General features: G+C 74.2%; 13 protein-coding genes and 1 pseudogene. 8 read left to right on the top strand and 6 right to left on the bottom strand.

The features are described from left to right. Nucleotides 1-20 precede the first annotated feature (20 nt). Entirely contained in the window at nt 21-647 is a 627-nt protein-coding gene (locus ACW0Q9_RS03885) for an SGNH/GDSL hydrolase family protein (RefSeq protein ID WP_456178460.1), read from the bottom strand. Nucleotides 648-945: 298 nt separating this feature from the next. Here ACW0Q9_RS03885 and ACW0Q9_RS03880 point away from each other — a divergent pair, with 298 nt between their 5' ends. Beyond that, nucleotides 946-2,118 (top strand): sensor histidine kinase, encoded by a 1,173-nt coding sequence (locus tag ACW0Q9_RS03880; RefSeq protein ID WP_456178461.1) that lies wholly within the window; start codon nt 946-948, stop codon nt 2,116-2,118. 13 nt (nt 2,119-2,131) lie between these two features. Here ACW0Q9_RS03880 and ACW0Q9_RS03875 read toward each other — a convergent pair. After that, a pseudogene (locus ACW0Q9_RS03875) lies at nt 2,132-2,365 on the bottom strand (ATP-binding protein); the annotation flags it as partial. Here ACW0Q9_RS03875 and ACW0Q9_RS03870 point away from each other — a divergent pair. From ACW0Q9_RS03870 to ACW0Q9_RS03860, 3 genes are all read left to right on the top strand, one after another. Continuing rightward, nucleotides 2,304-2,453 carry a hypothetical protein gene (locus ACW0Q9_RS03870; RefSeq protein ID WP_456178499.1) on the top strand — a complete coding sequence of 50 codons (150 nt, stop codon included), beginning with the start codon at nt 2,304-2,306 and terminating at the stop codon, nt 2,451-2,453. The pseudogene ACW0Q9_RS03875 and the gene ACW0Q9_RS03870 overlap by 62 nt on opposite strands. 702 nt (nt 2,454-3,155) lie before the next feature. Next, nucleotides 3,156-3,782: an SGNH/GDSL hydrolase family protein gene (locus ACW0Q9_RS03865; RefSeq protein ID WP_456178460.1), complete on the top strand. Its 627-nt coding sequence runs from the start codon at nt 3,156-3,158 to the stop codon at nt 3,780-3,782. A gap of 37 nt (nt 3,783-3,819) precedes the next feature. Continuing rightward, nucleotides 3,820-4,200, top strand: coding sequence for a VOC family protein (locus ACW0Q9_RS03860; protein ID WP_456178459.1), 381 nt, complete (start codon nt 3,820-3,822; stop codon nt 4,198-4,200). Nucleotides 4,201-4,239: 39 nt separating this feature from the next. On the opposite strand, the gene ACW0Q9_RS03855 is transcribed toward ACW0Q9_RS03860, so the two are convergent. Then, nucleotides 4,240-7,209 (bottom strand): glycosyl hydrolase, encoded by a 2,970-nt coding sequence (locus ACW0Q9_RS03855; protein WP_456178458.1) that lies wholly within the window; start codon nt 7,207-7,209, stop codon nt 4,240-4,242. Between the two features lie 207 nt (nt 7,210-7,416). On the opposite strand from ACW0Q9_RS03855, the gene ACW0Q9_RS03850 reads away from it, so the two are divergent. Together ACW0Q9_RS03850 and ACW0Q9_RS03845 are read left to right on the top strand one after the other, a co-directional pair. After that, nucleotides 7,417-9,201, top strand: a complete 1,785-nt coding sequence (locus tag ACW0Q9_RS03850; protein WP_456178497.1) for an N-acetylglutaminylglutamine amidotransferase — start codon at nt 7,417-7,419, stop codon at nt 9,199-9,201. A gap of 41 nt (nt 9,202-9,242) precedes the next feature. Beyond that, on the top strand, nt 9,243-9,530 hold the full coding sequence (locus ACW0Q9_RS03845; protein WP_456178457.1) for a YegP family protein: 288 nt from the start codon (nt 9,243-9,245) through the stop codon (nt 9,528-9,530). Between the two features lie 11 nt (nt 9,531-9,541). On the opposite strand, the gene ACW0Q9_RS03840 is transcribed toward ACW0Q9_RS03845, so the two are convergent. Together ACW0Q9_RS03840 and ACW0Q9_RS03835 are read right to left on the bottom strand one after the other, a co-directional pair. Next, a complete protein-coding gene (locus ACW0Q9_RS03840; RefSeq protein ID WP_456178456.1) occupies nt 9,542-10,651 on the bottom strand; it encodes a carboxylate-amine ligase in 1,110 nt (369 codons plus the stop codon). A gap of 191 nt (nt 10,652-10,842) precedes the next feature. Next, entirely contained in the window at nt 10,843-11,154 is a 312-nt protein-coding gene (locus tag ACW0Q9_RS03835) for a hypothetical protein (protein ID WP_456178455.1), read from the bottom strand. A 118-nt stretch (nt 11,155-11,272) separates the two neighbouring features. Here ACW0Q9_RS03835 and ACW0Q9_RS03830 point away from each other — a divergent pair, with 118 nt between their 5' ends. Next, complete coding sequence (locus ACW0Q9_RS03830) at nt 11,273-11,893, top strand: L-threonylcarbamoyladenylate synthase (RefSeq protein ID WP_456178454.1); 621 nt, start codon at nt 11,273-11,275, stop codon at nt 11,891-11,893. Nucleotides 11,894-11,969: 76 nt separating this feature from the next. Next, complete coding sequence (locus ACW0Q9_RS03825; RefSeq protein ID WP_456178453.1) at nt 11,970-13,544, top strand: Na+/H+ antiporter; 1,575 nt, start codon at nt 11,970-11,972, stop codon at nt 13,542-13,544. A gap of 84 nt (nt 13,545-13,628) precedes the next feature. Here the strand turns inward: ACW0Q9_RS03825 and ACW0Q9_RS03820 are convergent. Beyond that, nucleotides 13,629-13,839 (bottom strand): cellulose binding domain-containing protein (locus tag ACW0Q9_RS03820; protein ID WP_456178452.1); only part of this gene is annotated, 211 nt, incomplete at its 5' end.

Below are 13,839 nucleotides of genomic sequence, written 5' to 3'. Positions count from 1 at the left end.
GATCGGCGCCGACGGCGGGCTCAGGCCGACGGGCTGACCGCGCGCAGCCAGGCCTGGGCGATCAGCGCGTGGCCGAACGGGGTGGGGTGCACCCCGTCGCGGGTCCACACCCGACCGTCCACACCGGCCGCCTGGAACAGGTCGTCCACCGCCACCAGCGTGGCGCCGAACTCGGCGGCGAGCGTGCGGACCACCTCGACCTTCGGGTCGAGGTCCGCCCGCCAGGCGTGCTGCGCCTCGTCCAGCGGGACGACGAAGGGCTCGACGAGCACCAGCCGGGCGTCCAGCGGCCGGGTGGCCTCGAGCAGGTGCCGGTAGTCACGGGCGAAGTCCGCGGCGCTGGTCGGATCGTCGCGGGTGTAGCGCCGCCAGGTGTCGTTGATGCCGATCAGCACCGACACCACCTGCGGGGCGAGAGCCAGGCAGTCGGTGTCCCAGCGGGCCCGCAGGTCGCGCACCCGGTCTCCGCTGACGCCCCGGTTGAGGAAGGTGGCCCGGTGGTGGGGGTGGCGGGCGGTGAACCAGGCGGAGGCCATCATGGCGTATCCGGTGCCGAGGTCGTCGCCGCAGGACCGGTCCCGGCCGGCGTCGGTGATGCTGTCGCCGATGAAGAGCACCCGGCCGCCACGCGGCACCTCCACCGTCATCCGCCCGTCCCCTTCCCGCGCCACACCGTCTCGATGATCATGCCGCATCCCGGTCGGGCGGGCCGGACGGGTGTCCGGGTCGGCCTGGCGCCGCCGGACGCCGGCCGACCTGCCGGAAAAAACCGCCGTCCGGCTGTTGCGTTCCGCCGCCCGGGAGCGATGACCCAACTGTGGCAGCGCGGCGACCGGAGTGTGAAAACCTTCCCAAGTTGCCCTGCAACGTTGCAATCGGCGCACATCCGATGGTTGACTGCTGCACCATGCCAGAGCCGAAGATCACGGACAGGCCGGTTTTTTCGTGAGAAGCACCGACATCACCCCGCGGCGAGCCACCTGGCGGCAGCGGGCGGCGCGCTGGTTGGATCCGACGGTCGCCCAATGGGACGTCGCACCACCGGAGACCCCCGCACCGCCGCCCCCGGAGGAGCGCGGTCCCGGCCCGTGGCCCGCCGTCTGCGAGCAGTTCGCCCTGCGGATCCTCGCCTCGGCCTACCAGATGGGTGCCCACCTGGAGGCCGTCGAGGCCGACGAGCAGGACCCCGAACGCCTGGAGCGGCTCTACCGCATCGACCACGCGAACACCCGGATCCGACGGCACGCGGAGAACCTCCAGGTGCTGCTGGGCCGCCGGGTCGAGGACGCCGACCCGCAGACGGTCCCCCTGGTCGACGTGGTCCGCGCGGCCTCCTCCGCGGTCGAGCACTACCCGCGCATCCGGCTGGGCCACGTGGTCGAGCTGGCGGTGGTCGAGTTCGCCGCCGACGACGTGATCCGGGTGCTCACCGAGCTGCTGGACAACGCGACCCGGTTCTCCCCGCCCACCGCCCCGGTGACCGTGTCGGCGTTCGTCACCGAGGACGGCGGCGTCCTGCTGCGGGTCGAGGACGCCGGGGTGGGCCTGCACCCCGACCATCTGACGCAGCTCAACGCCCTGCTCAGCGGCCGGCCGGCCACCCCGGTCACCCTCGACCCCGCGGCCCACCTCGGGCTCGCCGTGGTGGCCCACCTGGCCGTCGCCCACCAGCTGCGGGTCACGCTCACCACCCGGCCCGCCGGCGGGACCACCGCGACCGTGGCCGTCCCCGGCGGGTTGCTCTGCGAGATTCCCGCTCCGGGCCCGGCCGCCGCCGCGCCCGCACCGCCGCCGGCCTGGCCACCCGCCACGCGCGGAACCGAACCCTGGAGTACGCCGATGGCCGCGCCCCATGACGGCACCAACGGGCCGACCGTCCGGCTGACCACCCTCGACCGGCCGGCCGGTCGAGGGTGGTCAGCCGGACGGTCGGCCCGTTGGTGCCGTCATGGGGCGCGGCCATCGGCGTACTCCAGGGTTCGGTTCCGCGCGTGGCGGGTGGCCAGGCCGGCGGCGGTGCGGGCGCGGCGGCGGCCGGGCCCGGAGCGGGAATCTCGCAGAGCAACCCGCCGGGGACGGCCACGGTCGCGGTGGTCCCGCCGGCGGGCCGGGTGGTGAGCGTGACCCGCAGCTGGTGGGCGACGGCCAGGTGGGCCACCACGGCGAGCCCGAGGTGGGCCGCGGGGTCGAGGGTGACCGGGGTGGCCGGCCGGCCGCTGAGCAGGGCGTTGAGCTGCGTCAGATGGTCGGGGTGCAGGCCCACCCCGGCGTCCTCGACCCGCAGCAGGACGCCGCCGTCCTCGGTGACGAACGCCGACACGGTCACCGGGGCGGTGGGCGGGGAGAACCGGGTCGCGTTGTCCAGCAGCTCGGTGAGCACCCGGATCACGTCGTCGGCGGCGAACTCGACCACCGCCAGCTCGACCACGTGGCCCAGCCGGATGCGCGGGTAGTGCTCGACCGCGGAGGAGGCCGCGCGGACCACGTCGACCAGGGGGACCGTCTGCGGGTCGGCGTCCTCGACCCGGCGGCCCAGCAGCACCTGGAGGTTCTCCGCGTGCCGTCGGATCCGGGTGTTCGCGTGGTCGATGCGGTAGAGCCGCTCCAGGCGTTCGGGGTCCTGCTCGTCGGCCTCGACGGCCTCCAGGTGGGCACCCATCTGGTAGGCCGAGGCGAGGATCCGCAGGGCGAACTGCTCGCAGACGGCGGGCCACGGGCCGGGACCGCGCTCCTCCGGGGGCGGCGGTGCGGGGGTCTCCGGTGGTGCGACGTCCCATTGGGCGACCGTCGGATCCAACCAGCGCGCCGCCCGCTGCCGCCAGGTGGCTCGCCGCGGGGTGATGTCGGTGCTTCTCACGAAAAAACCGGCCTGTCCGTGATCTTCGGCTCTGGCATGGTGCAGCAGTCAACCATCGGATGTGCGCCGATTGCAACGTTGCAGGGCAACTTGGGAAGGTTTTCACACTCCGGTCGCCGCGCTGCCACAGTTGGGTCATCGCTCCCGGGCGGCGGAACGCAACAGCCGGACGGCGGTTTTTTCCGGCAGGTCGGCCGGCGTCCGGCGGCGCCAGGCCGACCCGGACACCCGTCCGGCCCGCCCGACCGGGATGCGGCATGATCATCGAGACGGTGTGGCGCGGGAAGGGGACGGGCGGATGACGGTGGAGGTGCCGCGTGGCGGCCGGGTGCTCTTCATCGGCGACAGCATCACCGACGCCGGCCGGGACCGGTCCTGCGGCGACGACCTCGGCACCGGATACGCCATGATGGCCTCCGCCTGGTTCACCGCCCGCCACCCCCACCACCGGGCCACCTTCCTCAACCGGGGCGTCAGCGGAGACCGGGTGCGCGACCTGCGGGCCCGCTGGGACACCGACTGCCTGGCTCTCGCCCCGCAGGTGGTGTCGGTGCTGATCGGCATCAACGACACCTGGCGGCGCTACACCCGCGACGATCCGACCAGCGCCGCGGACTTCGCCCGTGACTACCGGCACCTGCTCGAGGCCACCCGGCCGCTGGACGCCCGGCTGGTGCTCGTCGAGCCCTTCGTCGTCCCGCTGGACGAGGCGCAGCACGCCTGGCGGGCGGACCTCGACCCGAAGGTCGAGGTGGTCCGCACGCTCGCCGCCGAGTTCGGCGCCACGCTGGTGGCGGTGGACGACCTGTTCCAGGCGGCCGGTGTGGACGGTCGGGTGTGGACCCGCGACGGGGTGCACCCCACCCCGTTCGGCCACGCGCTGATCGCCCAGGCCTGGCTGCGCGCGGTCAGCCCGTCGGCCTGAGCCCGCCGTCGGCGCCGATCGTGGTTAGGCTCGGTGGATGCACCGCTCCCGGCTGTACGCGCTGATCGTCGACGCGCCCCGCGAGGCCGCCGGCCCGGCGACCGGGTTCTGGTCGGCGGCGCTCGGCGCACCCACCCGCAGCGACCCGGCCGAGCCGCAGTTCACCGACCTGGTCGACGTGGTGCCCGGGCTGGTCATCGCGGTGCAGTCGGTGGACGACGCGCCCCGGCACCACCTGGACATCGAGACCGACGACGTGGCCGCCGAGGTCGACCGGCTGGTCCGCCTCGGCGCCACGCCGGTATCCCGCTGGCTCGACTGCCACGTGCTGCGGGCGCCGGGCGGTCACCTGCTCTGCGTGATCCCGGTGGCCAGCGACCCGGACCTGTTCGCCGCGACCGCCACCCGCTGGGACTGAGCGGGCGCCCCGGCCGCCGTCGGCCGGGGCGCCGTCTCGTCAGGAGGTGTAGGGAAGGGTGAGCGTCGACCGGTTGCCGGTGCCGAGGGTGGTGGCGGCGCCGCCGATGGCGCTCCACACCTCGACCTTCACCGTCCCGCCCGCCAGGTCCCCGAGCGTGCCCGTCGCCGAGTGCAGGCCGCTGGCCTCGGTGTAGTGCTCCCAGCCGGTGACGGGGTCGGTGGCGAAGTACCGGTAGGTCTCCACCCGGTCGACGCTGCCGTCGCCGGTCAGGTCGTAGGAGACCCGGACCTGGGTGCCGTTCCCGACGGTCGTGCCGGCGTCGAGGAACAGGTCGAAGCGGGTCCGGCCGCCGGCGTACCGGCCGGTGAGGCCGGTGGCGGTGAAGACCTGCGGGTTGGTCGGCGTGCCGTCGTGGTTGCCGTTGGCCGCGGCCACCGCGACGGTCCCGGCCGTCCCGGCCGTGCCGCCCAGCGTCCCACCGGCACCGAGGTACCGGGTGGCGCTCAGCACCGGGGGAGTGGTGGTCGCACCCGGGCTGGTCGGTGCGGGGCTCGCCGTGGTCGGGGTGGGTGACGCCGAGGTCGGCGGCGGTCCGGTCGGGACGACCACGCCGCCGGTGGCGGCGCCTCCGCTCCAGCTGTACGCGCCGGACGTGGCGGTCCTCCCGGCCGGCACGGCCAGCCGGGTGCCGTCGGAGAAGGTCACGGTCCGCGGCTGGGCGGTGATGTTCGAGGCCACGTACGTGCGGGCCGTGCCCTTGCGGAACACCTTCGCGAGCGGGTGGTCGGCGGTCACCGAGGTGTCCACCGTGCCCAGTGCGGCCAGGTTGCGGATCCAGTGGAAGGTGTGCGCCCGGCTCTCGCCCTCCTCGCTCGTGAAGCCGCCGTTCGCCCGGAGGTTCGCCAGCGCCTGGTCGCCGTCGCCGAGGGCGAGGAACTCCCAGAGCACGTCCTGCCAGACGGTCGGCGGGCCCCCGTTGTTGGTGACCAGCTCGGCGTAGTTGGCCCGCACGTACGCCGGGTCGTCGCCGAGGTAGAGGTGGCCGCCGGTGATCGGCAGCATGTTGATGCCCTGGATCATCTCGGGCTCGGCGGAGAACCAGGTGGCGTAGGAACCGCCGTCGCCCCACACCATGCCGACGGTCCGATGGGCGAAGCCGGCCGGGAAGTTCTCGTCGTGCACGTCGAACCAGTACTCGGCGATCGCCGCGGCCTGGGTGGTCCAGATGAAGACCCCGGCGTCGCGGACGGCGATGTCGCCGGTCGCCTGTCCCCACTGGATCAGGGCGTTGGCGAAGTTCATCCCCTCCGAGGAGGACTCCTGGTTGTTGCCGGCGGCGAAGGGTGCCAGGCCGGAGGCCCAGTCGTGGCCGGCGTAGATGTCGAAGTCGCGCAGGTAGGGGAAGCGGGTGTCGGCGCGGTCGTAGTTGTTGGCGTCGCGGATGAGCAGGTCGACCATGCCGCCGTACCGGGAGTCGTCGGCCCAGGCCGGGTCGAACTTGGCGACGGTGGCGGCCGCGGCGACGAAGTAGCCGTAGTGGAAGTGGTGGTCGTTCAGGTCCTCGTCGGAGCCGTACGAGGCGGGGTAGCCGATGAGCGTGCCCCAGTTCCGGTCGTAGTGGAACAGCTGGCCGGTCTCGCCGGCGCCGGCGGTGAGCCAGTTGGTCAGCCGGGCCTTCATGGCGGCGACCGCCGCGTCGCGGACCGCGGTGAGGCCGAGCTGGTCGGCGATCTCGGCGATCCGGGCGGCCCGCCCGAGGCCCTTGCCGGCCCAGTAGGTGTCCCGGCCGCTGACGCCCTCGGGGTTGGCCAGTTCGGCGTTGAGGTAGCCGGTGATCGTGCTCAGGTCCGCCCCGGTGGCATCGCCCACCGCCGGCACCTCCGGCAGCACCCCGGTGAACCTCATGCCGGTGGTGAAGGACGAGACGCCGGTGAGGATCCGCATCGCGCCGCGCGCCGAGACGTAGCTCGGGGTGATCGGGGTCGCGCCGGTCAGGCTGCGCCACTGGTGCGGGTAGAGCGCCAGCACGGTCCTGGTCTCGGTGCCCTCGCGCGGGGTGGTGGTGACGGCGTAGGTGGTGCGCACCGCGCCGGTCGCCGGGTCGTAGGCGTAGCTCATCCGGGTGCCGGTGACGTGCGCGTGGGCGTACCGGCCGTACTCGGTGGCGAGGGCGGACCGGTCGGCGCCGCCGGGGAGCACCGCCACCGAGAAGTAGCCCTTGCCGGCCAGGGTGGAGCTGATGCCGGCGCCGTTGACGCTCCACGTCGCACCGGTCGGCGCGTACGCGACGTAGTCGTGGCCGCGGACGGTGAAGCCGATGGTCGAGCCGGAGTTGCTCCACACGGTCGGCGTGGCGGCGGCGGTGAGCTGCGCGGCGCCGCCGCCGACCGTGTAGTAGCTGAACGGCAGGCCGTGCCCGATGGTGGCGCGCATGGTGCGTGCCCCGTCGCTCCAGTCGGCGGTGACCGTCCAGTCCGTCCAGTTGGCGGCCCTGACCACCGGCGCGGCGAGCCCGGCCACCCCGACCCGGACGTCCTCGGTGTAGGGGAAGTGGTACTCGCCGACGCCGGTGGCGGTGCCGCTGATCGCCGGCGTGGTGGTGTAGGACAGGCCGAGCCCGTTGGTCTCCGCGTGGTACGCCAGCGGGTGGGCCTGGAGGTTCTCACTGGTGGCGCAGTTGTTGCGCTTCCAGATCAGCGACGACCACCAGTCGTTGGTCGGGATCGCGCCCTTCGGGGCGTCGGCGGTGGCGAAGAGCCGGGGGTTGGTGCTGATGTCGCCGCAGCCCTTGGGCAGCGCGGCGCCGGCGGGCAGCGTCTCGGACCAGCTGCCTGCACCGACCGTGCCGGCGGCGGCGGTGCCGGCGCCGGCGACCACGACGCCGAGCACGCCGGCCGCGAGGACGGAGACGCTGGCGAGGGCGAGCGCGCGCCGGCCGGCTCGGTGCGGGACGGGGCCCGCCGGTCGGTGGTCACCGGGGGAGCGGCCCCGGAGGGGGAGTGTCATGACGGTTCCCTTCACGACGAGGGAGCGGGGTGGTGGAACGGGGCGTGAGAGCGCTCTCTTGAGGAGCGAGGTTAGGTTCCGGTTACGTACTCGTCAATGTCTGATGACGGCGGGGAGCCCTCTCGCGGGGCGTCCGTCCGCTGCCCGGTGGCCCGTTGACCAGCGCAGCGGGTTTCCCGAGTGCCGCGTCGGGTAGTCGCGGCCACGATGTGCGGCATCAGCGGTGAGGCACGCTTCGACGGCTCGCGGCCGGACGCCGCCGCGGTCGAGCGGATGACCGGGGCCATGCGCTCGCGCGGGCCGGACGGCGAGGGGCTGCGGCCCGAGGGATGGGTGACACTCGGACACCGCCGGTTGACCGTGATCGACCTGTCGGAGGCGGCGGCGCAGCCCATGGCCCGGGACGACCTCGGGCTGACGCTCGTCTTCAACGGATGCGTCTACAACTACCCGGAGCTGCGCGAGGAGCTGATCTCCGCCGGCCACACCTTCCGCTCCACGGGGGACACCGAGGTGGTCCTCGTGGCGTACGCGCAGTGGGGCGAGCGCTTCGTCGAGCACCTGGTGGGGATGTTCGCGGTGGCGCTGGTCGACCACCGGCGCGACCGTCTCGTCCTGGCCCGGGACCGGCTCGGCATCAAGCCCCTCTACCTGGCCGAGTCGCCCGGCCGGCTGCGGTTCGCCTCCACGCTGCCGGCGCTGCTGCGGGCCGGCGGGGTGGACACCGACATCGACCCGGTGGCCCTGCACCACTACCTGTCCTGGCACTCGATCGTGCCCGCGCCGCGCACCATCCTGCGCGGGGTGCGCAAGCTGCCACCGGCCACCCTGCGGATCGTCGAGGCCGACGGCCGCTCCCGCGAGCGGGTCTACTGGCAGCCCGACTACCTCCGCGACCCGGCGCACGCCGACCGGACCGCCGAGGACTGGACGGCGGCCGTCGGGGACGCCCTGCGGACCGCCGTGCGGCGGCGCCTGGTGGCCGACGTGCCCGTCGGGGTGCTGCTCTCCGGCGGGCTCGACTCCAGCATGATCGTCGCCCTGCTCGCCGAGGCCGGCCAGCACCACCTGCAGACCTTCAGCATCGGCTTCAGCGGCCGCGACGGCGAGGCGGGCGACGAGTTCCACTACTCGGATCTGGTCGCGGCCGCCTTCGACACCGACCACCACCGGATCCGGCTCGCCGACGACGACCTCGTCCCGGCGGTCCGCCGCGCCGTGACCGCGATGACCGAGCCGATGGGCAGTCACGACGTCGTCGCCTTCCACCTGCTCTCCGAGCAGGTCGCCCGGCACGTCAAGGTGGCGCAGTCCGGCCAGGGCGCCGACGAGGTCTTCGCCGGCTACGGCTACCACCAGCCCCTCGCCGACGTGCCGCGGGACGCGGTGGCCGAGGCCTTCGCCGACGCCTTCTTCGACCGTACGCACGCCGAGCTGGCCCGGGTGGTGGGCCCGGCCCACGCCTGCCCCCACGACGCCAGCCGGGAGGTGCTGGCGGCGCACCTGGCCGCTCCCGGCGCCGAGACCGGGCTGGACGCCGTGCTGCGCCTGGACACCCACCTGATGCTCCCCGACGACCCGGTCAAACGGGTCGACAGCATGAGCATGGCCTGGGGGCTGGAGGTGCGTACCCCCTTCCTCGACCAGGACCTGGTCACGCTGGCCGCCGCCTGCCCGCCCGAGCACAAGACCTCCCAGGGCGGCAAGGGCGTGCTCAAGGAGGTGGCCCGGTCGGTGCTGCCGGCCGAGGTGATCGACCGGCCCAAGGGCTACTTCCCGGTCCCGGCGCTGCGCAACGTCGACGGCCCGGTCCGCGAGCTGGTCGCCGAGGCGCTCGCCGCGCCGGCCGCCCGGCGGCGGGAGCTGTTCCGCCCGGCGTACGTGGCGGAGCTGCTCGCCGAGCCGGACCGCGCGCAGGCCGCCGCCGGGAGCAACAAGCTCTGGCAGCTCGGGCTGCTGGAGCTGTGGCTGCAGTCGCACGGCATCGACTGACCGCCGGGTGTCTCCGCCGCCGCGCCGGGTAAGTGGGGCGGATGAAGTTCCTCATCGCCGCCGCCGTCGACACCGGCACCTACGGGTTCACCCTGCTGGGCGACGACGGCCAGGTCATCGCCACCGGGCGGCAGTACGCCGACAAGGCCGCGGCGCTGGCCGTCGTCGCGGACATGATGCGCGAGATCGGCGGTGCCGCGATCGAGGACCGGACCGAACCGACCGAGCCGGCCGGGACGACCGAGCCGGCCGGGGCGCCGCCCAGCCGCACCGTCGACGGAGAACCCGACCTGGCCCGGATCGGTCGGTCGGGCATCCCGCCCGTCTGAGCACCGGCGGCTCAGGCGTCGAGGGTACGGGCGGCCAGCTCGTCCAGGACCGCCCGGACGTCCCCGTCGGTGTCGGCGAGGATCCGCCGCTGCCGGGTCGCCCCGCTGCCGTCGCGACGCAGCCGGTCGAGCTGGTGGTGCACCACGTCCAGGTCGCCGTGGCGGGCCAGCGCGGGAGTCACGGTGGCGACGAGGTCGTCGATCAGCTCCCAGGCCGGTCGGGAGCCGCCCGCGCGCAGGTCGACCAGGACCCCGTCCACCCCGTCGTGGGCGGCGCGCCAGTGCGCGGCAGCCACCAGGCAGTTCCGGATCCGGGGCGCCGCGCGCCCGGCGCGCACGTCGTCGATCGTCGTGTCGACCAGGGCCCGCAGCAGGGCGGCGACCAGCACCGTGTCGTCGACCGTCGGGCAGACGTCGCCCACCCGGATCTCCACGGTCGGGTAGGCGACGGACGGGCGGGCGTACCAGTAGACCATCTGGGCGTCCAGCATGATGCCGGCGCCGACGAGGTCCCGGACCGTCCGGTCGTAGTCGGCGGCGGAGTCGAAGTGCGGGGTCGGCCCGACGCTCGGCCAGCGGTCGAACTGGATGGCGCGCCAGCTCGCGTGTCCGGTGTCCCGCCCGTCGTGCAGCGGGGAGTTGGTGGTGAGCGCCTGCACCACCGGCAGCCAGGGCCGCAGGTGGTTGCACACCTGCACGGCGAGTTCCCGGTCCGGCACCCCGACGTGGACGTGGCAGCCGCAGACGGCCGGATCGTGCGCGACCGGCCCGAACCGGTGCGACATGGCACGGTAGCGGTCCTTGTCCGGCACCGAGCGGTGCGGCTCGCACACCGGCGTCGCCGCGACCGCCACCAGCCGCGCCCCCGCCGCCTCGGCCGCCTCGGCGGCGGCCCGGCGGAGCATCACGAGGTGTTCCCGCAGCTCGGCCAGGCCGGTGCAGATCGGCGTCACCATCTCCACCATGCTGTGCCGGAACTCCTGCCGGCTCTGCTCCCGGCTGGTGCCGGCGAGCGCGGCGAGCACCCGGTCGGCCACCGGCAGGCTCTGCCCGGTCACCGGATCCAGGAGCAGGTACTCCTCCTCCACGCCGAGGGTGCGGACCGCCGGGACGGACGCCAACGGGGCTCACCTCCGGGGGTGCGGCGGGGCACGCGGCGCGGCGGACGCGTGCCGGCGTACCGCGCGGGCGGGTCGGCGACGCACGCACCGAGGGGTGCGCCGGCCGTCTCACCGACGGTACGGCGCATCCCCGGGACGTGGTGCACGTTTGCCCTGGCACCGCCGGGTCGAGCGACCCGCGGAGGTGCCCCTCAGGCGGCGGTGACGGCGAGCGGCTGGGCGGGCGTGGCCGGCACCGCGTCGGTGGACCACCGCATCGACGGCTCGTCGGCGGCAGGCTCCCCGGCATGCGGCACGGACTGCGGGGCCCGCGCGGCGCGCAGCCCCTCCTGGGCGGTGTTCCAGGCGGCGCAGGGCCAGGCCGCCCCGACGCAGCTCGGGCTGGCGCAGGCCCCTTCCTCGTCGGGCTGGTGGGCGTCGGCGACCGCGGCGGACAGGCCCCACAACAGCGGATCGGTCACCTCGGCCGGACGGTCGGCGCGCTCTGTGCTGGCTTCGGACATGTTCAGGTCCCCCCTCTTTGAGCCGCCCCTCTGTTTCCAGAACGTTCGTACGCCAAACCTGGTCACGCTGGAACTTCCACGTTCGCCTCCGACCGGCCGGCGGCATAGGCTGATCGACGTGGCGAGGTACTACGACCTGCACCCGGACAATCCCCAGCCCCGGGTGCTCCGGCAGGTCGTGGACCTGCTCCGCGACGACGGCCTGATCGCCTACCCGACGGACTCCTGCTACGCCCTCGGCTGCCAGCTCGGCAACCGGGCCGGGGTCCAGCGGATCCGGGAGATCCGCCGCCTCGACGAGCGGCACCCGTTCACCCTGGTGTGCGCCGACTTCGCCCAGCTCGGCCAGTTCGTCAAGCTCAGCAACGCGGTCTTCCGCCAGGTCAAGGCCGCCATCCCGGGCAGCTACACGTTCATCCTGCCGGCCACCGCCGAGGTGCCCCGCCGCCTCCAGGACCCGCGGCGGCGGGCCGTCGGGGTCCGCGTACCGAAGCACACGGTGACCCAGGCGCTGCTGGCCGAGCTCGGCGAGCCGCTGCTCTCCAGCACCCTGCTGCTCCCCGGCGAGGAGGAGCCGCTGACCCAGGGCTGGGAGATCAAGGAACGGCTCGACCACCTGGTGGACGCCGTGGTCGACGCGGGGGACTGCGGCCTGGAGCCGACCACCGTGGTCGACCTGTCCGGGCCGGAACCGGAGATCCTGCGCCGCGGCGCCGGCGACCCGTCCCGCTTCGAGTAGCGATCGGCCGTTCCACCCCACCGTCCCCCGGCGGTGCGGCACCGTGGGATCCGGCGGACACTGACGGGGGTACGGCGTGAGCGCACTCGTGCTGATCACGGTGCTCGGCGCGACCGTGCTCATCGGCACCACCATCGGCGGCCGCTACAGCGTGGCGCCGCCCGTGCTGCTCATCGCCATGGGCGCGGGGCTGGGCCTGCTGCCGCCGTTCGACAACGTGATCCTCGAACCCGAGGTGGTGCTGCTGCTCTTCCTCCCGGCGATCCTCTACCGGGAGAGCCTGGTCATCAGCCTCCGCGAGATCCGGGCCAATCTCGTGGTGATCTCCCTGCTCGCCGTCGCGCTGGTGATCCTCACGATGGTCGTCGTGGCGTACGTGGCGCAGGCGCTCGGCGTCGAGCCGGCCGCCGCCTGGGTGCTCGGCGCGGTGCTCGCGCCCACCGACGCCGCCGCCGTGGCCGGCCTGGCCAAGCGGATGCCCCGTGGCATCCTCACCACGCTGCGCACGGAGAGCCTGGTCAACGACGGCACGGCGCTGGTGCTCTTCGCGGTGGCCGTCGGGGTGATCGCCGGCGGGGCGGTGCCCAACGCGCTCGAGCTGGGCGGTCAGTTCGTCGGCAAGGCCGTCGGGGGAGTCCTGTCGGGCCTGCTCGTCGGCGGCGTGGTCGTCCTCATCCGCAAGCACGTCGACGACCCGATGCGGGAGGGCGGGCTGAGCATCCTCACCCCGTTCGTCGCCTTCCTGCTCGCCGACGCGGTGCACGCCAGCGGGGTGCTCGGGGTCGTCGTGGCCGGTCTGGTGCTCTCCTACGCGGGGCCCCGGGTGATCCGGGCCCGCTCCCGGATCACCGCCTACGCGTTCTGGGACCTCTCCACCTTCATGATCAACGGCAGCCTCTTCGTGCTGCTGGGCATGCAGGTGCCCCGGTCGCTGCGCAGCATCACCAGCCACTCGCCGCTGGAGTCGTTCGGCATCGCGGTGCTGATCGTCCTGGTCGTGACGGCCACCCGCATGATCTGGGTGCACCTGTCGGTGGCCGGGTTGCAGGGCCTGGACCGCCGGGAGTCCCGCCGCGCCCGCCGCTTCGACGCCCGGGTCCGCACCGCCGCCGGCTGGGCCGGGTTCCGGGGCGCGGTCTCGCTCGCCGCCGCGCTGGCCGTCCCGGTCACCACGCACGCCGGGACTCCCGTGCACGAACGCGACCTGATCATCTTCGTCACCGTGGTGGTGATCGTGCTGATCATGCTGGTGCAGGGCACCACCCTGCCGGCCGTGGTCGGCTGGGCCGGTCTGACGGGGGACCAGGAACGGGAGGACGAGGTGCGCTGGGCCCGGATCCGGGCCACCGAGGCCGCCCTGGACGCGCTGCCCCAGGTCGCCGCCGAGCTCGGCGCCTCCCCGGACACCGTCGACCGGCTCCGCGCCGACTATCAGGGCCACCTCGCGGACGTCCGCTCCCCGCGCAGCGACGAGCTCGACGAGGAGCGCGAGATGGCCCGGCGGTTGCGCCTCGGCGTGCTGGACCGCAAGCGGCAGGAGGTCACCCGGCTGCGCAATACCAACCAGATCGACGACGTGGTGCTGCGGCAGCTCCAGTCGGCCATCGACATCGAGGAGATCCGGCTGCTCGGCCCGGAACCGGAGGACTGAGCGCCGGGGGCACGCGCCGGTGCGCGTACCCCCGGCGGCGCGGGTGGCCCGGCGCGGCGGCACCCCGCGCCGGGCCCGGGTCGGTCAGCCCGCGGTGCAGGTGGGGGCGCCGGAGGGGGCGGTGCCCGATCCCTGGAAACCGAACTCGGTGCTGCCGCCCGCGCCGACCTGGCCGTTGTAGGCGACGTTGCGGAAGGTCAGCGCCCCGCTGGTGCCGCTCGGCTGGGCGTTCCAGGTGTTGACCAGGCTCGCGCCCGCCGGCAGCGTCAGCCCGACGGCCCACCCGTTGAGCGGG

The organism is Micromonospora sp. I033 (assembly GCF_053890995.1).
This window is presented reverse-complemented; position numbering and strand designations above follow the sequence as displayed.

What these genes read in the sequence shown, in the direction of transcription:
- ACW0Q9_RS03885 (WP_456178460.1), bottom strand. Translation starts at nt 647, where the DNA reads ATGACGGTGGAGGTGCCGCGTGGCGGCCGGGTGCTCTTCATCGGCGAC.
- ACW0Q9_RS03855 (WP_456178458.1), bottom strand. Translation starts at nt 7,209, where the DNA reads ATGACACTCCCCCTCCGGGGCCGCTCCCCCGGTGACCACCGACCGGCG.
- ACW0Q9_RS03835 (WP_456178455.1), bottom strand. Translation starts at nt 11,154, where the DNA reads ATGTCCGAAGCCAGCACAGAGCGCGCCGACCGTCCGGCCGAGGTGACC.
- ACW0Q9_RS03860 (WP_456178459.1), top strand. Translation starts at nt 3,820, where the DNA reads ATGCACCGCTCCCGGCTGTACGCGCTGATCGTCGACGCGCCCCGCGAG.
- ACW0Q9_RS03845 (WP_456178457.1), top strand. Translation starts at nt 9,243, where the DNA reads ATGAAGTTCCTCATCGCCGCCGCCGTCGACACCGGCACCTACGGGTTC.
- ACW0Q9_RS03850 (WP_456178497.1), top strand. Translation starts at nt 7,417, where the DNA reads ATGTGCGGCATCAGCGGTGAGGCACGCTTCGACGGCTCGCGGCCGGAC.
- ACW0Q9_RS03865 (WP_456178460.1), top strand. Translation starts at nt 3,156, where the DNA reads ATGACGGTGGAGGTGCCGCGTGGCGGCCGGGTGCTCTTCATCGGCGAC.